Source organism: Micromonospora sp. NPDC005087 (assembly GCF_042872965.1).
In the GTDB taxonomy this organism is placed as follows: domain Bacteria; phylum Actinomycetota; class Actinomycetes; order Mycobacteriales; family Micromonosporaceae; genus Micromonospora.
Window position 1 is genome coordinate 398,478 of sequence record NZ_JBIALB010000002.1, and the last position, 21,586, is coordinate 420,063.

Here is a 21,586-nt window from a genome sequence, read left to right on the forward strand (position 1 = left end):
GCTGGTTCCGGCAGACTGCGCTGAGGACGTCACGATTCGATAATCGAGGAGTCACGATGCGGCTCACCAAGTACGCCCACTCCTGTATCCGGGTGGAACACGACGGGGGAGTGCTCGTCGTCGACCCCGGGGTGTTCAGCGACCCTGCGGCGTTGGACGGTGCGGACGCGGTGCTGATCACCCACGAACACCCCGACCACCTCGATCTGGCGGCGGTGCGCCTGCAACTCGACCGGCGACCGTTTCCGATCCACGGGCCCGCCTCGCTCGCCGGCACCCTGGGCGACACGGCCGAGGCGTTGCATCCGGTCGCGGCCGGTGAGTCCTTCACCGCCGCCGGGGTGGCCGTCCGCGCCTACGGCGGGAGACACGCGGTGATCCATCCGGACATCCCGGTGGTGGACAACCTCGGGTTCCTGATCAACGACGTGGTCTACCACCCGGGCGACGCCCTGGTGGTGCCGGAGGAGACGCCGGTCGACACGCTCTTCGCGCCGATCCACGCCCCCTGGTCGAAGTTCTCCGAGGTGGTCGACTTCATCCGGGCGGTCGCCCCGCGCCGCGCGTACGCGTTGCACGACGGGTTGCTCAACGACACCGGGCTGGGCGTGCTCGACCGTCAGTACTCGGCGCTGTCCGGCACCGAGTACCAGCGCCTGGAGCCCGGTAGCCGGGTGGACGTCTGAGGCCATGCCCGGCCCCTCCCCGGAGCTGGTGCAGCAGCTCTACCGCACCCCACCGGAGCGGTTCGTGGCCGCCCGGGACGCCGCCGTGGCCGAGGCCCGCCGCGCCGGCGACCCGACCACGGCCCGGCAGTTGGCCCGGTTGCGCCGCCCCACGGTGGCCGCCTGGCTGGTGAACCTGCTCGCCATCGACCGTCCCGAGCTGGTCGCCGACCTGGTCCAGCTCGCCGACGCGCTGCGGGCCGCCCAGCGGGAGCTGCGTGGGCCGCGGCTCCGGGAGCTGTCCGCGCAACGCCGGGCGGTGGTCGGCGCGCTGGTCGCCGAGGTCCGCAAGCTCGCCGCGGCGGAGCCGGACGCGCCGTCGGCCGGCAAGCTGCCGTTGGCCGAGGTGGAGGCGACCCTGAACGCGGCGCTCTCCGACGCCGAGGTCGCCGAGCAGGTCCGGTCCGGGCGTCTGCTGCGATCGGCCAGCTACGCCGGCTTCGGCGAGGTGCCCCGCCCGCAGCTGCGGCTGGTCACCGGCGATGAGGAGGATCGGGCCGAGGAACGCCCGGCCCGCCGACCCGGCACCCAGCGGACGGGTCCCGAGGCGGCCCCCCGTACCGACCGGGCCGCGGAACGCGCCGAGCGGGCGGCGCAGCGGGCGGCCCAGGCCGAGCGGGCGCGGCAGCGCCGGGCGCTGGACCGGGAACTGGCCAGGGCCCGGACCGATCAGGAGCGGGCCGAGGCCGAGTTGACCGAGGCGACCGGGCAGGAACGGGACGGCGTCGCCGTGCTCGACGGGATAGAGACCGAGCTGGCCGAGCTGGAGCGGCGGCGGGCGGTGGCGGAGCAGGACCTCAGCCGGGCCAAGCTGGCCCGGCGTGCGGCCGAGCGGGCCGTCACCGTGGCCCGGCGGCGCGCCGGCGAGGTGGAGGCGGCGGTCGAGGCGCTGGCGGCCGAAGAGGGGGATGCGGACTCGGGCGGTGGCCCGGCAGACTGACCATCGATGGACGACGACGAGTGGCCGGACCGTCCCGGGCCGGCGATCCCGGATCCGGAAGCCGCCGTGGCCGGCGGGTCGAGGCACCCGACGTTGGCGTCCGGATGACACCGGAGCAGGTCGCCGCCGCCAGCAAGCCCGTCGCGCTCGACCTGGGCGACCGATACAGCCGGTGCCCGACCACACTGCGCCGGGCACGGCTGCTCGGCATCTCCGGCTGGGCCTTCTACATCAGCGGGCGGGCCGGTGCTCTCGGCGACGTACGGGCCGAGACGGCGGCCGCGGCACTCGGCTTCGTCGCCCCGGACGCGGTCGCCGACGGCTGGGACGCGGCGGCCCGGGTCCTCCGGCCGGCCGAGGTCGCCGCCGCGAGCCTCGCCGAGTGCTGCCGGTGGGGGGCGCAGCGGTTGGGCGCCCTGCCCACCGTCGAGCGCCTGGCCGGGCTGGTCGAGCGGGCGGTGGCGGCGGCGGACGCCAGCGGCATGCCACTCTTCGCCGCGTGGCGGGCCATGCCACTGCCGGATCTCTCCCCGGGCGCCCGGAGCGCCGCCGGGCTGCGGCTGCTCCGCGAACACTTCGCCGGCGCCTACCTGTTGGCGGTACGCGCCGCCGGGATGACCCCGCTGGAGGCCGTGCTGGCCGGGCCGGAGGGGGAGGCCGGTGCGGTCGCCTGTGGCTGGTCGCCGCCGTACCCGCCGGTCGGGCCGCTGGTGCGCCGGCGGCTCTGGGCGGAGGCCGTCACCGACCGGCTGGCCGCACCGGCGTTCGCGGCGCTCGGCCCCGCCGACGGCATCGAGCTGGTGGAACTGCTGCACCAGACCCGGGCCGACCTCGCCGCCCGGTGAAAAATCGGCGGCGCTCGCGGGCCTCGGCTGTCAGGATCACCTGCCGTGACCCTTCCTGCTGGCTGGACCGTGCGCCGGCCCACCCTCGACGACGTGCCGGCGATCCTCGCGGTGGTGCACGCCGCCGACACCTTCGCCATCGGTCATCCCGACTTCGACGCCGAGGACGTTGCCGAGTCGCTGACCGGCCCGTTCTTCGACCCGGCTCGTGACTCCTGGCTGGCACTGGACCCGGACGACACCGTGGTGGGCTGGGCGACCGTCGACAACCCGACCGGGGTGGGCAGGGAGTTCGTCGAGGTCTACGTCGATCCGGAGCGGGGCGCTGCGGTCCGGGCGCCGCTGCTGGCCCGGCAACTGGACCGGGTCGCCGAGCGGGCGGCCGAGCGGGGGCTGCCCGCACTCACCGTCCGCTGCGCGGTCTTCGCGCCGGAACGTGACTGGGAACGCGACCTGCGGACGGTCGGCTTCACCCTGGCCAAGAGATACGTCCGGATGCGCCGCCCGCTGGCCGACCTGCCCGCCGAACCGCCCCCGCCGCCCGGGATGACGGTGCGGCCGGTCCGCTCCGACGACGAGGCCGAACTCCGGGAGTTCCACCGCATCCAGGACGCCGCCTTCCGCGACACCCCGGACCACGAGCCGCTGTCGTACGAGCGGTGGCGGGCCCGGATCGGTGACATGACCGCCTGGGACGAATGGTTCGTCGCCGAGGTCGACGGGGCGGTGGCGGGCGCGTTGCAGTCCTCGGATCAGGCGCTCGACCAGCAGGAGGGCTTCGTGCGGAGCCTGGCGGTGCTGCCCGCGTACCGCCGGCGGGGGGTGGGCGCCGCGCTGTTGCGCCGCGCCTTCGCCCGCTACGCCGAGAAGGGCCGGCAGGCGGCCGGCCTGGGGGTGGACCTCACAAACCCGACCGCCCCGCTGTCGCTCTACCGGACCGTGGGCCTGCGGGAGACCCGGTGGACGGACATGTACCAGCTGCTCGTCCCGGTTGCCGGTGTGTGATTGACGACGCCGGTCGAGCCCGACGGACGGTCCGGCCGGCGTCGGTAGCAGACTGGCAGCGTGCGACAGCCTCCAGGCCGACTGCGACAGCCCCTAGGCCGACGCGGTGCCGGTGGGGCGGGCCCGCAGCTCGGTGACGTAGTCGTCCGGCGCGCCCGCCTTCTCGGCGGCGTTCGCGATCTCGGAGAGATACCACGACGTCGGCAGGCCGCCCTCGTACCCGTCGAAGACGTAGATCCACGCGGTCACGTCGCCGTCGAGGGTGGAGACCCGAACGTGCAGCTTGCGGTACGTGCCGGCGGCGACCCCCTCAAGCTCGTCGAGCTGGGCCGCGTCGTACGGGTGGATGTCGTAGAGCGCCACGAAGACCCGGTCACCGGGGGACTCGACCAGGGTGCTCACCGCGCCCTCCCAGCCGATCACGTCCGCCCCGGCGAAGGTCAGCCGCCACCCCTCCAGCCAGCCGACGCCCACCATCGGCGAATGCGGGCAGTAGGCGCGCATCCGGGCGGGATCCAGGTTTGAGCCGTAGGCGGCGTGAAGACCCACGGCGATGACGATAGCCGGACAGGCGGGTGGGGGAGAATACGACTGTGCGTGTCGGGTGCGTTCGGGAGAAGAAAATCACTGTGAGCATCGACGAAGGGCAGACGCTGTGAGCCGGATCGTGATCATCGGTGGGGGGCCGGCCGGGTACGAGGCGGCGCTGGTCGCCGCCCAGCTGGACGCCGATGTCACCGTGGTGGAGGCCGACGGCGCGGGCGGGGCGTGCGTGCTCTCCGACTGCGTTCCGTCGAAGACCTTCATCGCCAGCTCGGAGGTGGTCACCGGCTATCGGGACACGGAAGAGTTCGGGGTGCACTCGGACGGCCTGGAGGCGGTGACCGTCGACGCGCGGGCGGTGCACGAGCGGGTCAAGCGGCTGGCGCTGGCGCAGTCCGCCGACATCCACGCCAAGCTGCTCAAGGCGGGGGTCGCCTTCGTGGCCGGCACCGCCCGGCTGGGTGAGGACACGCTGGGCCACACCCACCGGGTCATCGTCACCCCCGCCGACGGTGGCGAGGAATACTCGATCGCCGCGTCCACCGTGCTGGTGGCCACCGGCTCGACGCCCCGCCAACTGCCCACCGCCGTACCGGACGGTGAGCGGATCCTGACCTGGCGCCAGGTGTACGACCTGCCGGAGCTGCCCGAGCATCTGATCGTGGTCGGCTCCGGCGTGACCGGCGCCGAGTTCGCCAGCGCGTACCTGGCGATGGGGGTCCAGGTCACCCTGGTCTCCAGCCGCGACCGGGTGATGCCGCACGAGGACGCCGACGCGGCGTCGGCCATCGAGCGGGTGTTCCGCAACCGGGGCATGAGCATCCTCAACAACTCCCGCGCCGACGCGGTCCGGCGTACGGCCGACGGCGTCGAGGTGGAGCTCTCCGACGGCCGTAAGGTCTCCGGCTCGCACGCCCTGATCGCGGTCGGTTCGATCCCGAACACCGCCAACCTGGGCCTGACCGAGTACGGCGTGGAGCTGGGCCGGGGCGGCTACGTCACGGTCGACCGGGTGTCCCGGACCAACGTGCCCGGCATCTACGCCGCTGGTGACTGCACCGGCGTCCTGCTGCTGGCCAGCGTCGCCGCCATGCAGGGCCGGATCGCCATGTGGCACGCCCTCGGCGAGGCGGTCCGCCCGCTGCGGCTGCGGACCGTCGCGGCGAACGTCTTCACCGACCCGGAGCTGGCCACCGTGGGCGTCTCCCAGGACGAGGTGGACGCCGGCAAGGTGCCGGCCCGGCAGGTGATGCTGCCGCTGTCGGGCAACGCCCGGGCCAAGATGGACGACCTCTCCGACGGCTTCGTGAAGCTGTTCTGCCGGCCGGCGAGCGGCCAGGTCGTCGGCGGGGTGGTGGTCGCGCCGAAGGCCAGCGAGCTGATCCTGCCGATCACGATGGCGGTGGAGAACAACCTCACCGTCAACGAGTTGGCGCAGACCATCACCATCTACCCGAGCCTCTCCGGCTCGATCACCGAGGCGGCCCGCCAACTAATGCTCCACGAGTTGGAGTAGGACCCACCCTCCGCGTCGCGGTCAGCGGGCGGGCGACGGACGTCCGGGTCAGGGCCACCGCGACGGTGCCTAGTACGGCGACCTCGGTGAGGATGAGCAGGCGCTCGGCCAGGCCGATCAGCACACGGTCGCCGGGGTAGGCGGACCAGATCATCGCCGCGGCCAGGGCCAGGCTGAGCACGACGAGGGTGCGCAGCGTCCGGGCGGTGGGCGCCAGGTCGGGCCGGCGGGCGAGCAGCCAGCCGGCGGCCGGCAGCGCCAGGAAGGCGACCACCGAGGCGTACCGGTGCAGGTAGGCGGCGGTGGTCATGGCGGTGCCCGGCTCGTTCGTCGGCACCACCGCGGCCAGCAGCAGCCCGGCCGCCCACGCGCCGAGCAGCAGCTCGGCCGGCCGACCCGGGGCCGGTTGGGGTGGGCCGGCGCGGCGCAGCCCGTACAGCAGCGCCACGGTGGCGAGCGCGAGAACCACCATCGCGATGTCGATGACGCCGCCGCGGTCGGAGACCGCGAAGTCGCTGATGGTCAGCGCCCACGGGTTGAGGTCGTCGTTGACTTCGAGGTGGCCGATCACGGTCAGCAGCGCCGCCAGGGCGATCCCGCCGAGGGCGAACAGGCCGGTGCTCCGGGTTCCAGGCATGCCTCAGCCTGTCGCTCCGGAGGCCCGAGCCGGATCCGGGACGGCCACCGAAATCGTCCCGGGGGACTACCCCTAGAGGCACCCGGGTGTGCCGCGCCCGACACTCAGTCGATGGGGATGTCGGCTGCCGCTGCGGCCCGGGCGTGCCGTGCACTGACCAGGGTCATGGCCCACCCGGCGGCGGCGAAGCCGGCCGCTGCGGCGGTGGCGATGATGGCCAGCCGCCAGGCCGACTCGGTCAGCGCGGTGCCGCCGAGGTGCCCGACCAGCGCACCGTAGGTGGCCCAGCCCAGCGCCGCCACCGTCTCGTAGAGCACGAACAGCCGGTACGGGTAACGGCTGCGGCCGGCTGAGAAGCAGGCCGCCATTCGCCCGCCGGGCACGAACCGGCAGAGCAGGATGACCAGCGGCCCGGGCTGTCGCAACCCCTGGGTGACCCGGCTGGCGACCCGTCGTGCCCGGCTCGGCTCGGCGTGCCGGGGTGCCCGCCGGTCCGGTGCGCCGCGACCGAGCAGGTAGCAGGCCAGGTCACCGGCGAAGACGCCGAGCGCGCCGACGATGATGGTGACCGGCAGGCTGAGCCCGCCGTAGACGGTGAGCGCACCGCTGGTGATCATGACGATCTGGGTGGGAATCACCGGGACGAAGGCGTCCGCGATCAGCAGGCTGAGCAGCACGAGGTACGCCCAGGTCGGCGATGCGACGTCAGTCAGTAGTTCGGGCACGCGTGCCACCTCGCCGGATGCGGCCGATTGGGTGTCTCGAGCCTGACGGCGTGTCCGGCGTCACCGTGGACAGCCCCACCCCGCCGTGACCGTCGACACGACTGGGCCACCCAGGTACAACGAGGCGAGCCGTCCTCGGGTGACGGTCCGGTGGCCGTCCGCCCGCCCCGCGCCGGTCGGCGGATCGGCGTTCGTCGGCGTACCGTTGTCCGCGCGGCCCCAGCACCGTCGGGTCCCCCGTTCCTGACGATCCGGGTCGCCCAGGGCCGCCGGCGGGTCCCGCGCCGGCGGCCCGCCCTCCCCTCCGCCACGCCAAATCCGGGTGCGTTCCCGATCGCCCGACGGGTACGGTCGCCGCATGCGCAGCGCGGTAGTGGTGACCACGACGCCGGGTGTCCCCGGCGCGCCGCTCTGACGTAACCACCGTCGACCAGGCCTCGGGGCGATCCGCCCCGAGGGCCGCGCGGCGTTCGGAGTCCGGGTCGCCTCCGGGTCGTACCCGATCCAGGAGCGCGACATGATCGACCACCGCAAGCTCGGCCGGGAGCTGGACCTCTTCGTCTCCGACCCGTTGGCCGGCGCCGGCCTGCCGATCTGGCTGCCGGCCGGCGCCGCCGCCCGGCACGCCGTCGAGGAGTACGTCCGTGAGCTGGAGCGCCGGTCCGGCCACCAGCACGTCTACTCGCCGCCGCTGGGCAAGCGCGAACTCTTCGAACTCTCCGGGCACCTCGGCTACTTCGCCGACGACATGTTCCCGCCGATGCGGCTGAGCGCCGACGACGAGTTCGTGCTCCGGCCGGCGCTCTGCCCGCACCACGCGCTGGTCTTCCGAGCCCGGGGCCGCTCCTACCGGGAGTTGCCGCTGCGGATCGCGGAGCTGGGTGGGATGTACCGCTCGGAGCGCTCCGGGGTGCTCGGCGGGCTGTCCCGGGTGCGAGCTATCTCGCTCAACGACGCGCACACCTTCTGCGCGCCCGACCAGGTGGGCGCGGAGGTCGCGGAGATCCTCGGGCTGATCCGTGCCGCGCACGCCGCGCTCGGCGTCCGCCCGGCCGGTTTCCGGCTGTCGCTGCGCGGGCTGGGCGAGAAGTACGTCGGCGACGACGCGCAGTGGGCCCACGCCGAGGAACTGCTCCGGGGTGCGCTGGCCGGGGTGGCGTACGTCGAGGCGCCGGGGGAGGCCGCGTTCTACGGTCCGAAGATCGACATTCAGATCGTCGACGCTGCCGGTCGGGAGTCGACCATCTCCACCATCCAGCTGGACTTCGACAAGCCGGAACGGTTCGACCTGTCGTACACCGACTCCGACGGCGGCCGGCGCCGGCCGGTGATGGTGCACCGCAGCCTGGTCGGCAGCATGGAGCGGTTGTTCGCGTACCTCATCGAGGTGCACCAGGGCGCCTTCCCGGCCTGGTACGCCCCGGTCCAGCTGGTGCTGCTGCCGGTGGACGACGGGCAGGCCGAGGCGGCGGCCGAGCTGGCCCGGCGGGCCCTCGCTGCCGGGCTGCGGGTCGAGGTCGCCGCCCCCGGCTCGTTGGGCGCCCGGATCCGGGACGCGACCCGCCGCCGCGTCCCGTACCTCGGAGTGCTGGGCTCCCGGGAGGAGGCCGACGGGCACCTCGCGCTGCGCCTCCGCGACGGCCGCACCCTGGATCCGATGCCCGCCGCGGCCGCACTGACCCTGATCACCCGCCAGGTCGCCGCCCGCTCGGCCGACCTTTTGCCCCCCGACTGACCCACCCGTCGATCCGGGGTGGGTCGTTGTGAGTGGATCTCCGTTCATGATGATCCGCCCTAGATCGACGCGGGCTGGGGGGACTTGGCGGGTGCGGCGGGGTCTTCCTCGACCACGGCGGCGGTGAACTGGGAGCGGTAGAGCTGGTGGTAGGGGCCGTGGGCGGCCAACAGCTGTTCGTGGGTGCCCTGCTCGACGATGCGGCCGTTCTCCATCATCAGGATCAGGTCGGCGTCGCGAATGGTGGAGAGCCGGTGCGCGATGACGAAACTGGTCCGATCCGAGCGCAGCGCGGCCATCGCGCGCTGGAGCAGCACCTCGGTGCGGGTGTCCACCGAGCTGGTCGCCTCGTCCAGGATCAGCAGGGACGGCTCGGCGAGGAACGCCCGGGCGATGGTGATGAGCTGCTTCTCGCCGGCGCTGACGTTGCTGCCCTCCTCGTCGATGACCGTGTCGTAGCCGTCCGGCAGGCTGCGCACGAACCGGTCGACGAAGGTGGCCCGGGCCGCGGCGAGGATCTCCTCCTCGGTGGCGTCCGGCCGGCCGTACGCGATGTTGTCGCGGATGGTGCCGCCGAAGAGCCAGGTGTCCTGGAGCACCATGCCGATCCGACCCCGCAGGTCGTCGCGGCGCATGGTGGTGATGTCCACCCCGTCCAGGGTGATCCGGCCGGCGTCCAGCTCGTAGAACCGCATGACCAGGTTGACCAGGGTGGTCTTGCCGGCGCCGGTCGGGCCGACGATGGCCACCGTGTGGCCTGGCTCGGCGACCAGCGACAGGTCGTCGATCAGCGGCTTGTCCGGCTCGTACCGGAACGAGACGTGCTCGAACTCGACGCGACCGTGCGGGTCGGTGACTCGGGCCGGCTGAACCGGGTCGGGGCTCTGCTCGTCGGCGTCGAGGACCGCGAAGACCCGCTCGGCCGAGGCCACTCCGGACTGGAGCAGGTTGGCCATCGAGGCGAGCTGGGTGAGCGGCTGGGTGAACTGACGGGAGTACTGGATGAACGCCTGCACATCGCCGAGGCTCATCGTCCCGGAGGCCACCCGCAGCCCACCGACCACCGCGATCGCCACGTAGCTGAGGTTTCCGATGAACATCATCGACGGCATGATGATCCCGGAGATGAACTGGGCGCCGAAGCTGGCCCGGAACAGCTCCTCGTTCTTGGCGTTGAACGCGGCCTCCACCTCGCGTTGCCGGCCGAAGACCTTCACCAGCTCGTGACCGGTGTAGGCCTCCTCGATCTGGCCGTTCAGCTCGCCGGTGTGCTTCCACTGCGCGATGAACTGCTGCTGGGAGCGCTTGGCGATGCGCTGGGTGACCAGCACCGACAGCGGCACCGCGACCAGGGCCACCAGGGCCAGCAGCGGCGAGATCCAGAACATCACGGCCAGCACGCCGACCACGGTCAGCAGCGAGGTGAGCAGCTGGCTGAGCGTCTGCTGGAGGCTGGTCGAGATGTTGTCGATGTCGTTGGTGACCCGGCTGAGCAGCTCGCCGCGGGGTTGCCGATCGAAGTACGGCAGCGGCAGCCGGTTGAGCTTCTCCTCCACCTCGGCGCGCAGCCGCAGCACGGTGCGCTGGACCACCCCGTTGAGCAACCAGCCCTGCCACCAGGACAGCACGCTCGCGGCGAGGTAGAGCCCGAGCGCCAGCAGCAGCACCCGGCTCAGGGCGCTGAAGTCGATGCCCACGCCGGGCACCACGTCCATTCGGCCCAGCATGTCGGCGAAGCTGTCGTTGCCGCCGGCCCGGGCCGCCGCGACGGCCTGCTCGGTGCTGGTGCCCGCCGGCAGTTGCCGACCGATCACCCCGTTGAAGATCAGGTCCGTGGCGTGGCCGAGGATCTTCGGTCCGGCCACGCTGAACCCGACGCTCACCACGGCCAGGGTGATGATGGCGGCCAGGTGCAGCCGGTGCGGGCGCAGCCGGCCGAGCAGCCGCCGGGCGGACGGCCCGAAGTTCATCGACTTCTCGGCGGGCATCCCCGCGCCCGCCCACGGCGGCCCACCGCCCTGCCGGCCGGGGGGCAGCCGCTTCGGCGTCGGCCCGTCGCCGGCCGGCTTCTGCGTGGGTACGGCCGCGGTCCGCGGCTCGTCGGGCTCGCTCATGCCGGCACCTCCGCCGTCTGCTGGGAGGCCACGATCTCGGCGTACGTCGGGCAGCTCTCCAGCAACTCCTCGTGTCGTCCCACTCCGACGACCCCCCCGTCCTCAAGCACGATGATCTGATCGGCGTCGACGATCGTGGAGACCCGCTGGGCCACGATCACCACCGCGGACTGCGCGGTGACCGGACGTAGCGCCGCCCGCAGCCGCGCGTCGGTGCCGAGGTCGAGCGCGGAGAACGAGTCGTCGAAAAGGTAGATCTCCGGCTGTTTGACCAGGGCCCGGGCGATGGCCAGGCGTTGGCGCTGCCCGCCGGAGACGGTGCTGCCACCCTGGGCGATCGGAGCATCCAGCCCGCCGGGCATCTGGGCCACGAAGTCCCGGGCCTGGGCGAGCTCCAGGGCCCGCCACAGCTCGTCGTCGGTGGCGTCCGGGTTTCCGTAGCGCAGGTTGCTGGCGACCGTGCCGGTGAACAGGTACGGCCGCTGCGGCACCAGGCCGATGCGCCGCCACAGCTCGTCGGGCGCCAGCTCCCGCACGTCCACGCCGTCGACCAGCACCGCGCCGGCGCTGACGTCGACCAGGCGGGGAATGAGTGACAGCAGGGTGGTCTTGCCCGCGCCGGTGCTGCCGATGATCGCTGTGGTGGTGCCGGGGGTCGCTCGGAAGGAGATGTCCCGCAACACCGGCTCGACCGCGCCCGGGTACTGGAAGCGCACCCCGCGCAGCTCCAGCTCGGCCCTGGTGGGCGGCTCAGCGATGGGCTCGGCGGCGGGAACCACCGAGGAGTCGGTGTCCAGCACCTCGACGATCCGCTCGGCGCAGACCGCGGCCCGGGGCACCATCATCAGCATGAAGGTGGCCATCATGACGGCCATCAGGATCTGCATCAGGTACTGGAGGAAGGCGGTGAGCGCGCCGACCTGGATCGCGCCGGAGTCGACCCGCTGGGCGCCGAACCAGAGCACCGCCACGCTGGAGACGTTCAGCACCAGCATGACCACCGGGAAGATCAGTGCCAGCAGTCGGCCGGTACGCAGCGCGGTGGCGGTCAGGTCGGCGTTGGCGACGGCGAAGCGGTCCGTCTCGTACGGCTCGCGGACGAAGGCGCGGACCACCCGGATGCCGGTGATCTGCTCGCGCAGCACCCGGTTGACCGTGTCGATCCGGGTCTGCATCAGCCGGAAGCCTGGCACCATCCGACGGATGATCATGCTGAGCGCGACGGCCAGGACCGGCACGCTGACCAGCATCAGCCAGGAGAGCCCGAGATCCTCCCGGAGCGCCATCACCACACCGCCAACGCTCATGATCGGTGCGGCGACCAGCATGGTGCAGCTCATCAGCACGAGCATCTGCACCTGCTGCACGTCGTTCGTGTTGCGGGTGATCAGCGACGGTGCGCCGAACCGGGCCACCTCGCGGGCGGAGAAGCGGTTGACGTGCCCGAACAGGGTCGCCCGGACGTCCCGGCCGAAGCCCATCGCGATCCGTGCGCCCAGGTAGACCGCGGCGATCGAACAGATGATCTGGATCAGGCTGACCAGCAGCATCCAGCCGCCGATGCGCACGATGTAGTCGGTGTCGCCCCGGGCCACGCCCCGGTCGATGATGTCGGCGTTGAGGCTGGGCAGGTAGAGCGACGCCATGGTGCCCACGAACTGGAGCAGCACCACTGCCGTCAACGGTCGCTGGTAGGTGCGCAACTGGTTGCGCAACAGTCGGATCAGCACGCCGGGTCCTTCGCGTCGGTGGGGCGTCCGGTCATCCGCGGGTCGTCCCCGCTGCCGATGACCTCGAGCAGGAAGTCCCGGATCACCTGCGCCTTCGCCGGGTCAGCGTCGACCGAGGTGAGCGGACTTCCGGAGTGCATCAGGGTGGTGAGGGCCGCCACCCGCTCCCGGCCGGCGGGGGTGATGGCGAGCCGGACGCTGCGTCGGTCGCTGTCGTCGCGCTGCCGCTCGACCAGCCCCTCGCGGGCCAGCGTGTCCACGATGCCGGTCAGGGTCGCCGGGCGCACGAAGCCCTTCTCGGCGACCTGGCGGTGGGGCAGCTCGCCGTGCCGGGCGAGCGTCATCAGGGTCACCATGCCGGCCTGGGTGAGACCGTGCTCCTCGGCGAGGTAGCGGTTCCACCGCTGCCCGACGAGGTGCCCGGCCACGACCAGCAGCCGGCCGAGCGGCACGTCCTGGAGAGTGACGATGTCCACGGCAAGCAGGTTAGTCCCCTGATAGTCAGGGGCCAAACGAAATAGCCGCCGCGGTGGCTACGAACATGATCTGCAGAACGGTGCGCTGGCCGAGCGGGGTGACCGGTTGCCCGGCCAGGGTCAGCCCCCGGCGGGCGGCCGAGACGTTGGCCGGGAACATCGCGAGCATCAAGAGGCCGAGCCCGGCGGCGGCCAGGCGGGCGGTTGCCGGAATCAGCAGGCCGACCGCGCCGACCAGCTCCAACACGCCGGTGACGGTGACCAGCAGCCCAGGGCGGGGCATGCCGGGCGGGACCATTGCAATCAGGTCGGTGCGGCGCTGGCCGGCGAAGTGCGCCACGGCGGTCAGCGTGAACATCAGGGCCAGTCCGACCCGTAGTGCGGGGTGCCAGCCGTCCACCGCGTCGACGCCGGCGAAGCCGGTCAACCGGGCCAGTGCGGTGCCGACCAGCAGGGCGATCAGGGGTGCCATTGGAATCCTCCTCGTGAACTTGTCAGTGACAAGATTGCCTGGGCGAGTGGCATCTTGTCACTGACAAGATAGGATTCGGGTATGACCGGAACGCGCGCCTACCACCACGGCGATCTGCGCCGTGCCCTGCTCGCCGCCGCGGTCGAAGCGATCGAGGAGGTGGGGCCCGTCGCGCTGAGCCTGCGCGACCTGGCCCGCCGGGCCGGCGTCTCGCACGCCGCGCCCGCCCACCACTTCGGCGACAAGGCCGGGCTGCTCACCGCGCTGGCCGCCCAGGGCTTCGACCTGTTGGCGCAGGCGCTGACCGCGACGGCCGACGACCTGTTGGACGCCGGTGTCGCGTACGTCGACTTCGCCGTCCGGCACCGCGCGCACTTCGAGGTGATGTTCCGGACCGAGCTCTACCGGGCCGACGACGCCGAACTGGTCGCCGCACAGGAGCGCGCCGGTGCCGCGCTCCGGTCGGGGGTGGCCGCACTGCCCGCCCGTGGCGCGCCCGTCGACGCCGACAGCGACGCGCTCGCCGCCTGGTCGATCGCGCACGGCTTCGCGACCCTCTGGCTGGCCGGCGCACTGCCGGACCGGGTCGGCGACAACCCCAGCGACGCAGCCCGCGAAGTCCTCAAGCGCCTGACCCGGTAACCACCCACCCCTCCACGGCGTCGATCATGGAGTTGTGGTGGGGGCTCGCCCATTGGTGCCCCTTGTGTGAGGCACCACAACTTCATGATCGACACGTCCGTGGGATGCGGGATCACCAGCTCGTGGGCAGCGGCATCCCCTCGGTGAAGCCGGCGGCGCTCTGCACACCGACGACCGCCCGCTCGTGGAACTGCGCCAGGTCCCGCGCGCCGGCATAGGTGAAGGCGCTGCGGACCCCGGCGATGATCTCGTCGATCAGGTCCTCGACGCCGGGCCGGGCCGGGTCCAGGTGCATCCGGGCCGAGGAGATGCCCTCCTCGAACACCGCCTTACGGGCGCGGTCGTACGGGCTGTCGTCGGCCGTACGGGCGCTGACCGCCCGCGCCGAAGCCATCCCGAAGCTCTCCTTGTACCGCCGACCGTCGGCGTCGGTGTACAGATCGCCGGGAGACTCGTAGGTGCCGGCGAACCACGAACCGATCATCACGTTCGAGGCGCCGGCGGCGAGCGCGAGCGCCACGTCACGGGGGTGCCGCACGCCGCCGTCGGCCCAGACGTGCCGGCCGAGCTCGCGGGCCGCCACCGAGCAGTCGAGCACGGCGGAGAACTGGGGTCGGCCCACGCCGGTCATCATCCGGGTGGTGCACATCGCCCCCGGGCCGACGCCGACCTTGATGATGTCGGCGCCCGCCTCGACCAAGTCACGTACCCCCTCGGCGGTCACCACGTTGCCGGCCGCCACCGGCACCCCCGGGTTCAGCTTGCGGACCGCCCGCAGCGCCGACATCATCCGCGCCTGGTGGCCGTGAGCGGTGTCCACGACCAGCGTGTCCACCCCCGCCTCCAGCAGCGCGGCGGCCTTGCCGGTGACGTCCCCGTTGATCCCGACCGCGGCCGCGATGCGCAGCCGACCCCGGTCGTCCACCGCCGGCGTGTAGAGCGTGGCCCGCAACGCGCCCTGGCGGGTCAACACCCCGACCAGTCGGCCGTCGGCGTCCACCACCGGAGCGAGCCGGCGCCGCCCCGCGGAGAGCAGGTCGAAGCCGGCACGCGGGTCCGCGTCCGCCGGGACGGTGTGCAGCTCGGTGGACATCACGTGCCGCAACTGGGCGAACCGGTCCACGCCCATGGTGTCCGCCTCGGTGACCACGCCCATTGGCCGGCCGGCCTCGTCGACCACGATCACCGCGCCGTGCGAGCGCTTCGGCAGCAGGTGGATGGCGTCACCCACGGTCTCGGTCGGACCGAGCGTGATCGGCGTGTCGTAGACCAGGTGCCGTTGCTTCACCCAGGCGACGACGTTCGCCACCACCTCGATCGGGATGTCCTGCGGAATCACGGCGATCGCGCCCCGCCGGGCCACCGTCTCGGCCATCCGCCGACCGGCGACGGCGGTCATGTTCGACACCACCAGCGGAATGGTGGTGCCCGTGCCGTCGCCCGTGGACAGGTCGACATCGAGCCGGGAGCCCAGGTCGGAGCGGGCCGGCGCCATGAAGACGTCGGTGTAGGTCAGGTCGTGCGCGGGGGCCGCGCCGTGAAGGAACTGCACCTGGCCATCATTCCTGCCTCCGACCGTCCGCGCCCACGTCGGTGCCGCAAACCACCCCCGCGCCGAGCCCCACCACGGACAAAGTGTTAGGAAGGGCCCCTTCTTATGCACCAGGCGTTAATAAGGTGCCCTTCCTTCAGGCGATGGTGCAGATCGCGGCGCCGGCGGTGATCACGGCGCCGACCTCGGCGGAGAGTCCGCTGACCGTGCCGGCCTTGTGGGCGTGCAGCGGCTGCTCCATCTTCATCGCCTCCAGCACCACCACCAGGTCGCCCTCGGCGACGGTGTCGCCGTCCGCCACTGCGATCTTGACGATGGTGCCCTGCATCGGCGAGGCGAGGGTGTCGCCGCCGATCGGGGCACCGGCCTTGGCCCCGCCGCGCCGGGTCGACTTGCGCGCGGCCGGTGCGGCGGTGGTCGTACCCCCGCCGAAGCCGGCGGGGAGGCTGACCTCCAGCCGCTTGCCGCCCACCTCGACCACCACGGTCTCGCGCTCGACCGGCGCCTCGGCGGCGCTGGCGGCGGCGAACGGCGGCACGGTGTTGTGGAACTCCGTCTCGATCCACCGGGTGTGCACGGTGAACGGCTCGGCGGTGAACGCCTCGTCCCGCACCACCAGCCGGTGGAACGGCAGCGCGGTGGCCATCCCCTCGAGCACCATCTCGTCCAGCGCGCGGCGGGCCCGCTCCAGCGCCTCGGTGCGCGTCTCGCCGGTGATGATCACCTTGGCCAGCAGGGAGTCGAAGTTGCCGCCGATCACGTCGCCGGCCGAGATGCCGGTGTCCACCCGGACACCGGGGCCGGTGGGCAGCCGCAGGGCGGTGACGGTGCCGGGGGCGGGCAGGAAGTTGCGGCCCGGGTCCTCGCCGTTGATCCGGAACTCGATCGAGTGCCCGCGCGGCGTCGGGTCCTCGGTGATGCGCAGCTTCTCGCCGTCGGCGATCCGGAACTGCTCGCGGACCAGGTCGATACCGGCGGTCTCCTCGGTCACCGGGTGTTCGACCTGGAGCCGGGTATTGACCTCCAGGAAGGAGATGGTGCCGTCCACGCCGACCAGGTATTCCACCGTGCCGGCGCCGTGGTAGCCGGCCTCGCGGCAGATTGCCTTGGCGCTCTCGTGAATCTGGGCCCGCTGGGCGTCGCTGAGGAACGGCGCGGGGGCCTCCTCAACCAGCTTCTGGTGTCGCCGCTGCAACGAGCAGTCCCGGGTGCCGACCACGATCACGTTGCCGTGCTGGTCGGCGAGGACCTGCGCCTCGACGTGCCGCGGCTGGTCCAGGTAGCGCTCGACGAAGCACTCGCCCCGGCCGAACGCCGCGACCGCCTCCCGGGTGGCCGACTCGAACAGCTGGGGGATCTCCTCCATGGTCCGGGCCACCTTGAGCCCGCGCCCGCCACCACCGAAGGCGGCCTTGATGGCGACCGGCAGGCCGTGGTCGACGGCGAACGCCATCACCTCGTCCGGGCTGGCGACCGGGTCCGGGGTGCCGGGGACCAGCGGCGCGCCGGCGCGCTGGGCGATGTGCCGGGCGGTGACCTTGTCACCCAGATCGCGGATCGCCTGCGGGGTGGGGCCGATCCAGGTCAGCCCGGCGTCGATGACCGCCTGGGCGAAGTCGGCGTTCTCGGACAGGAAGCCGTAGCCGGGGTGCACGGCGTCGGCGCCGGCCCGGGCGGCCACGTCGAGCAGCTTGTCGATGCGCAGGTACGTGTCGGTCGCGCTGTCCCCGCCGAGCGCGTACGCCTCGTCCGCGAGCGTGGCGTGCAGGGCGTCGCGGTCGGAGTCCGCGTACACGGCGACGCTGCCGAGGCCAGCGTCGCGGCAGGCGCGGATCACCCGGACGGCGATCTCGCCGCGATTGGCGATGAGTACCTTGCGCACCTTCGTGGCTCCTCCCGGCAGGTTACTGACGGGGAGTGTATCGGCCGCCCTGGTGGCCCTAACGATCGCTCAGTGTGGGATGCCGCACTGTGCGTGCCGCGCTCTAGTCAAACTTGCCTATTACGCTTGTCCGGTGTCTGCGACTCGGATGATGATTCTCGGTCTGGTGCGGTGGATGCAGCCCGTACACGGCTATGACGTGCGCCGCGAGCTGCTGAGCTGGAGCGCCGACAAGTGGGCCAACGTGCAGCCCGGCTCGATCTACCACGCTCTGCGAAAGCTCACCGAGGAAGGGCTGCTCCGCGCCGTCGCGACCGAGCAGGTCGGTGCCCGTCCCGCGCGGACCACGTACGAGGTGACCCCCAAGGGTGAGGACGAGTTCGAGACGTTGCTGCGCGGCCTCTGGTGGAACTTCTCCGAGCCGGTGGACCCGTTCACGGCGGCCTTCTCCTTCCTGCCCGCGATGCCGCGGCCCGAGGCGGCGGCGGCTCTGCGCAACCGGGCCAACCTGCTGCGCGCCGGCATCGAGTCGATGCGCGCCTCGCTTGAGTCGGACTGGGTGCGCAACACCAAGCCGGTCCACGTCGGTTGGATGTTCGAGCTGTGGTCGGCGCGGGCCGAGGCCGAGATGGCCTGGTGCGAGCGGATCGCCGAGAAAATCGATTCCGGAGTGTCGTACCTACCTGCTGAGCTGGAGAGCGCCGAGGGTTGGCCGCAGTGGACGGACGGGACCGAGCCGGCCGCTCCCAACGCGGAATAATCAACGTTGACCATAAGAGCTATATCGCGTTAGCCTGCTGTCGGCACAGCGGGGGAGTGCGCCGTCCGGCGTCGTCCCCTTCGACGGCCGGCTCGACCGGCCCGGACGACCAGGAGCAGAAATGATCGAGACCAGGGGGCTGCGGAAGTCGTTCCGCTCCCGCGCGGGTCGAGAGACGAAGACGGTGGACGCCGTGCGGGGCGTCAACCTCGAGGTCGCCGAGGGCGAGATCTTCGGCTTCCTCGGCCCGAACGGCGCCGGCAAGACCACCACGCTGCGGATGCTCGCCACGCTGATCGAGCCGGACGGCGGCGAGGCCACCATCGCTGGCGCGGACCTGCGCAAGGACCCGGCCGAGGTACGCCGCCGGATCGGCTACGTCCCGCAGGGCGGTAGCACCTGGGACGAGTCCACCGCCCGCGAGGAGCTGGTGCTGCACGCCCGGATGTACGGCATCGGCAAGGCCGACGCGCAGCGCCGCGCAGCCCGCGCGCTGGACGCCTTTCAGCTCACCGAGTACGCCGACCGCAAGTGCAAGACCTACTCCGGCGGCCAGCGCCGGCGGGTGGAGATCGCGCTCGGCATCATCCACGAGCCGAAGATCGTCTTCCTAGACGAGCCGACCACCGGCCTCGACCCGCAGAGCCGCGCGCACATGTGGGACGAGATCCGGCGGCTGCGCCGGGACGGGATGACCGTCTTCATCACCACCCACTACCTCGACGAGGCCGACGCGCTCTGCGACCGGATCGCGATCATGGACAACGGCGAGGTGGTGGCCGAGGGCACCCCGGCCGAGCTCAAGCGGGAGATCTCCGGCGACGTGGTGCTGGTCGGCCTCGACCTGGCCGCCACCCCGCAGGCCGCCCAGGCGCTCGACGGCGAGCCGTACGTCAACAAGCTGGAAACCGCCGACGAGGGCGGCCTGCGCCTCTACGTCGACGAGGGCGCCACCGCCATCCCGCAGGTGCTGCGCCGACTCGACAACGCCGGGCTGGAGCTGCGCTCGATCGAGCTGCACCGGCCCAGCCTGGACGACGTCTTCCTGACCAAGACCGGCCGCTCGCTGCGCGAGTCCTGACCACCCGGAGACGACTCATGAAATTCGCCCGTGACACGTGGCTGATCTTCCAGCGGCAGATCCAACTCCTGCTGCGTAACCCGGTCTGGGTCTTCGTCGGCGTCTTCCAGCCGGTGATGTACCTGCTGCTCTTCGCCCCACTGCTCAAGCCGGCGCTGAACGCGCCCACCCAGGCCGCCGCCTACAAGATCTTCGTACCCGGTCTGCTGGTGCTGCTGGCCATCTTCGGTGGCCTGTTCCAGGGCTTCGGCCTGATCGCCGAGCTGCGCGCCGGGGTCATCGAACGCTCCCGGGTCACCCCGATCAGCCGGCTCGCTCTGCTGCTCGGCCGCTCGCTGCGCGACGTGGTCTCGCTGCTCGTGCAGGCGGTCATCATCACCCTGCTGGCGCTCCTGTTCGACCTGCGGGTGTTCATCGGGGACCTGCTGCTCGCGTACCTGATGCTCGCCCTGATCGCGCTGATGACCTCGGCCGTCTCGTACGGCGTCGCGCTCAAGGTCAAGAGCGAGGACGCGCTGGCCCCGCTGATGAACACGGTGGCGCAGCCGGTGCTGCTGCTCTCCGGAATCCTGCTGCCGCTCACGTTCGCGCCCGGCTGGTTGCAGGCCATCGCCGACTGGAACCCGTTCTCCTGGGCGGTCGACGGCACCCGGGCGCTGTTCGCCGGGGACCTCGGCAGCGACAAGGTCTGGCAGGGCCTGACCATCACCGCGGTGCTCGCCGCGGCGGGGGTCGTCTGGGCCGCACGCCAGTTCGCCCGCAGCGTCCGCTGACGTTCGCGCTCCGGATGTCGGGGTGTCCTTCGCGCGAGGACACCTCGACATCCGCGTTCACGGTTGCCTGCGTTCAGCGCACCCGGGCGAGGGTCAGGCCGTCCGCGACCGGCAGCATCACCGGGTCCACCCGTACGTCGGCCAGCACCTCGTCGTTGAAGGCGGCGATGGCCCGGTCGTCGGCGTTCTGCGGTGCGATCACCCGCCCGCCGCGCAGCACGTTGTCGACGGCGATCACCCCGCCGGGGCGCATCCGGGGCACCAGCTCCGCCCAGTAGACCGGGTAGCCGGTCTTGTCCGCGTCAATGAACGCGAAGTCCAGGTACCGCTCGTGCGGCAGCTCCCGTAGCCGGTCCCCGGCCGGGCCGATACGCAGGTCGATCCGGTCCTGCACGCCCGCGCGAGCCCAGTAGCGCCGGGCGATGCCGGTGAACTCCTCGGAGATGTCAAAGCAGGTCAGCTGCCCGCCCTCGGGCAACCCGCGGGCGATCGCCAGCGACGAGAGCCCGGTGAACGTGCCGACCTCGACGGCCTGCCGCGTGCCGAGCAGCCGGGTGAGGAAGGTCAGGAACGCAGCCTGTTCCGGAGCCACCTGCATCGTGGCGTGCTCCGGCAGCACCGACCGGGTCTCCTCGGCCAGGTCCCGGATGATCTCGTCCGGCGGGGCTCCGTGCGCCACCAGGTAGGCGTGCAGCTCGTCGGTGAGCGGGATCGATTTGGCGGTCATGACCGGACGTTACCGAGCGGCTCGACCGACTGGCCGCCGGGCGCGACCTTCGTCCACAGATCCGTGATCCGCAGGTCCAGCTCGGCGAGGAGGCGGCGCAGCAGCGGCATCGACAGCCCGATCACCGTCCCCGGGTCACCCTCGATCCGCTCCACGAACGGCCCGCCCAGCCCGTCGATGGTGAACGCGCCGGCCACCGCCAGCGGCTCGCCACTGGCCACGTAGGCGGCGATCTCGTCGTCACTGATGTCGGCGAAGTGGACGGTGGTCGAGGCCACCGCCTCAGCGCGCCGCCCGGCGACAACGTCGATCAAACAGTGCCCGCTGTGCAGGACGCCGCTGCGCCCCCGCATGCGCTGCCAGCGCCGGGTGGCGTCTGCCGGATCCGCCGGCTTGCCGAGGATCTCCCCGTCGAACGCGAGCACCGAGTCGCAGCCGATCACCAACGTCCGCTGGTCGGTCGCCGGGCTCAGCCGGGTCAGCACAGCCTGTGCTTTGAGCCGCGCCAACTCCAGGCACAGCTCCTCGGCCCGATCGGTCACGACCAGGGATTCGTCCACCCCGCTGACCAGCACGTCCGGCTCGATGCCGGCGGCCTGGAGTGACTTGCGACGGGCTGGGCTCGCCGAGGCGAGCACGAGACGGAGCGGCAGGGATGCAGACACCCGACCGACGTTACCGGCTCACCACCCTCGCCACGACCATC

The 21,586-nt window shown here is 72.1% G+C and carries 21 protein-coding genes; 10 read left to right on the top strand and 11 right to left on the bottom strand.

Going from position 1 to position 21,586, the window contains the following annotated elements:
- Window positions 1-56: 56 nt before the first annotated feature.
- The 4 genes from ACFYPS_RS06920 (at window position 57) to ACFYPS_RS06935 (ending at window position 3,515) form a co-directional block, all read left to right on the top strand.
- Window positions 57-686 (top strand): MBL fold metallo-hydrolase, encoded by a 630-nt coding sequence (locus tag ACFYPS_RS06920; protein WP_354962638.1) that lies wholly within the window; start codon window positions 57-59, stop codon window positions 684-686.
- A 4-nt stretch (window positions 687-690) separates the two neighbouring features.
- Window positions 691-1,665, top strand: a complete 975-nt coding sequence (locus ACFYPS_RS06925; RefSeq protein WP_354962639.1) for a hypothetical protein — start codon at window positions 691-693, stop codon at window positions 1,663-1,665.
- 104 nt (window positions 1,666-1,769) lie between these two features.
- Window positions 1,770-2,510 carry a hypothetical protein gene (locus ACFYPS_RS06930; protein WP_354962640.1) on the top strand — a complete coding sequence of 247 codons (741 nt, stop codon included), beginning with the start codon at window positions 1,770-1,772 and terminating at the stop codon, window positions 2,508-2,510.
- Between the two features lie 45 nt (window positions 2,511-2,555).
- Window positions 2,556-3,515, top strand: coding sequence for a GNAT family N-acetyltransferase (locus ACFYPS_RS06935; RefSeq protein ID WP_354962641.1), 960 nt, complete (start codon window positions 2,556-2,558; stop codon window positions 3,513-3,515).
- A 93-nt stretch (window positions 3,516-3,608) separates the two neighbouring features.
- On the opposite strand, the gene ACFYPS_RS06940 is transcribed toward ACFYPS_RS06935, so the two are convergent.
- Window positions 3,609-4,064 (bottom strand): gamma-glutamylcyclotransferase, encoded by a 456-nt coding sequence (locus tag ACFYPS_RS06940; RefSeq protein WP_354962642.1) that lies wholly within the window; start codon window positions 4,062-4,064, stop codon window positions 3,609-3,611.
- Window positions 4,065-4,170: 106 nt separating this feature from the next.
- On the opposite strand from ACFYPS_RS06940, the gene ACFYPS_RS06945 reads away from it, so the two are divergent.
- Window positions 4,171-5,574 carry an NAD(P)H-quinone dehydrogenase gene (locus ACFYPS_RS06945; RefSeq protein ID WP_354962643.1) on the top strand — a complete coding sequence of 468 codons (1,404 nt, stop codon included), beginning with the start codon at window positions 4,171-4,173 and terminating at the stop codon, window positions 5,572-5,574.
- Here the strand turns inward: ACFYPS_RS06945 and ACFYPS_RS06950 are convergent.
- A complete protein-coding gene (locus ACFYPS_RS06950) occupies window positions 5,531-6,211 on the bottom strand; it encodes a DUF998 domain-containing protein (protein ID WP_354962644.1) in 681 nt (226 codons plus the stop codon). The genes ACFYPS_RS06945 and ACFYPS_RS06950 overlap by 44 nt on opposite strands.
- Window positions 6,212-6,315: 104 nt before the next feature.
- Window positions 6,316-6,936: a DedA family protein gene (locus ACFYPS_RS06955; RefSeq protein ID WP_354962645.1), complete on the bottom strand. Its 621-nt coding sequence runs from the start codon at window positions 6,934-6,936 to the stop codon at window positions 6,316-6,318.
- 517 nt (window positions 6,937-7,453) lie between these two features.
- Here ACFYPS_RS06955 and thrS point away from each other — a divergent pair.
- Entirely contained in the window at window positions 7,454-8,671 is a 1,218-nt protein-coding gene (thrS, locus tag ACFYPS_RS06960; protein WP_354962646.1) for a threonine--tRNA ligase, read from the top strand.
- 59 nt (window positions 8,672-8,730) lie between these two features.
- On the opposite strand, the gene ACFYPS_RS06965 is transcribed toward thrS, so the two are convergent.
- The 4 genes from ACFYPS_RS06965 to ACFYPS_RS06980 are packed head-to-tail and all read right to left on the bottom strand — an operon-like array spanning window position 8,731 to window position 13,463.
- Window positions 8,731-10,785 (bottom strand): ABC transporter ATP-binding protein, encoded by a 2,055-nt coding sequence (locus tag ACFYPS_RS06965; protein WP_387323252.1) that lies wholly within the window; start codon window positions 10,783-10,785, stop codon window positions 8,731-8,733.
- Complete coding sequence (locus ACFYPS_RS06970) at window positions 10,782-12,515, bottom strand: ABC transporter ATP-binding protein (protein ID WP_387323254.1); 1,734 nt, start codon at window positions 12,513-12,515, stop codon at window positions 10,782-10,784. Before ACFYPS_RS06970 ends, ACFYPS_RS06965 begins: the two co-directional genes overlap by 4 nt.
- A complete protein-coding gene (locus ACFYPS_RS06975) occupies window positions 12,509-12,991 on the bottom strand; it encodes a MarR family transcriptional regulator (protein WP_354962649.1) in 483 nt (160 codons plus the stop codon). Before ACFYPS_RS06975 ends, ACFYPS_RS06970 begins: the two co-directional genes overlap by 7 nt.
- Window positions 12,992-13,016: 25 nt before the next feature.
- Complete coding sequence (locus tag ACFYPS_RS06980) at window positions 13,017-13,463, bottom strand: DoxX family protein (protein ID WP_354962650.1); 447 nt, start codon at window positions 13,461-13,463, stop codon at window positions 13,017-13,019.
- Window positions 13,464-13,544: 81 nt separating this feature from the next.
- Between ACFYPS_RS06980 and ACFYPS_RS06985 the strand changes: the two genes are divergently transcribed.
- Complete coding sequence (locus ACFYPS_RS06985) at window positions 13,545-14,105, top strand: TetR/AcrR family transcriptional regulator (RefSeq protein ID WP_354962651.1); 561 nt, start codon at window positions 13,545-13,547, stop codon at window positions 14,103-14,105.
- Window positions 14,106-14,217: 112 nt separating this feature from the next.
- Here ACFYPS_RS06985 and ACFYPS_RS06990 read toward each other — a convergent pair whose 3' ends face one another.
- Complete coding sequence (locus ACFYPS_RS06990) at window positions 14,218-15,657, bottom strand: GuaB1 family IMP dehydrogenase-related protein (protein WP_354962652.1); 1,440 nt, start codon at window positions 15,655-15,657, stop codon at window positions 14,218-14,220.
- Window positions 15,658-15,793: 136 nt separating this feature from the next.
- The gene (locus ACFYPS_RS06995) at window positions 15,794-17,539 is read right to left on the bottom strand and encodes a biotin carboxylase N-terminal domain-containing protein (RefSeq protein WP_354962653.1); all 1,746 of its coding nucleotides are present in this window, start codon (window positions 17,537-17,539) and stop codon (window positions 15,794-15,796) included.
- Window positions 17,540-17,687: 148 nt separating this feature from the next.
- Between ACFYPS_RS06995 and ACFYPS_RS07000 the strand changes: the two genes are divergently transcribed.
- The 3 genes from ACFYPS_RS07000 (at window position 17,688) to ACFYPS_RS07010 (ending at window position 20,153) form a co-directional block, all read left to right on the top strand.
- Window positions 17,688-18,299: a PadR family transcriptional regulator gene (locus ACFYPS_RS07000; RefSeq protein WP_354962939.1), complete on the top strand. Its 612-nt coding sequence runs from the start codon at window positions 17,688-17,690 to the stop codon at window positions 18,297-18,299.
- 121 nt (window positions 18,300-18,420) lie between these two features.
- Entirely contained in the window at window positions 18,421-19,380 is a 960-nt protein-coding gene (locus ACFYPS_RS07005; protein WP_354962654.1) for an ATP-binding cassette domain-containing protein, read from the top strand.
- Between the two features lie 17 nt (window positions 19,381-19,397).
- Window positions 19,398-20,153: an ABC transporter permease gene (locus ACFYPS_RS07010; RefSeq protein ID WP_354962655.1), complete on the top strand. Its 756-nt coding sequence runs from the start codon at window positions 19,398-19,400 to the stop codon at window positions 20,151-20,153.
- A gap of 73 nt (window positions 20,154-20,226) precedes the next feature.
- Here ACFYPS_RS07010 and ACFYPS_RS07015 read toward each other — a convergent pair whose 3' ends face one another.
- Window positions 20,227-20,880, bottom strand: coding sequence for an O-methyltransferase (locus tag ACFYPS_RS07015; protein ID WP_354962656.1), 654 nt, complete (start codon window positions 20,878-20,880; stop codon window positions 20,227-20,229).
- Window positions 20,877-21,545 carry a Maf family protein gene (locus ACFYPS_RS07020; protein ID WP_387323258.1) on the bottom strand — a complete coding sequence of 223 codons (669 nt, stop codon included), beginning with the start codon at window positions 21,543-21,545 and terminating at the stop codon, window positions 20,877-20,879. The genes ACFYPS_RS07015 and ACFYPS_RS07020 overlap by 4 nt, the downstream gene beginning before the upstream one ends.
- Window positions 21,546-21,586 lie beyond the last annotated feature (41 nt).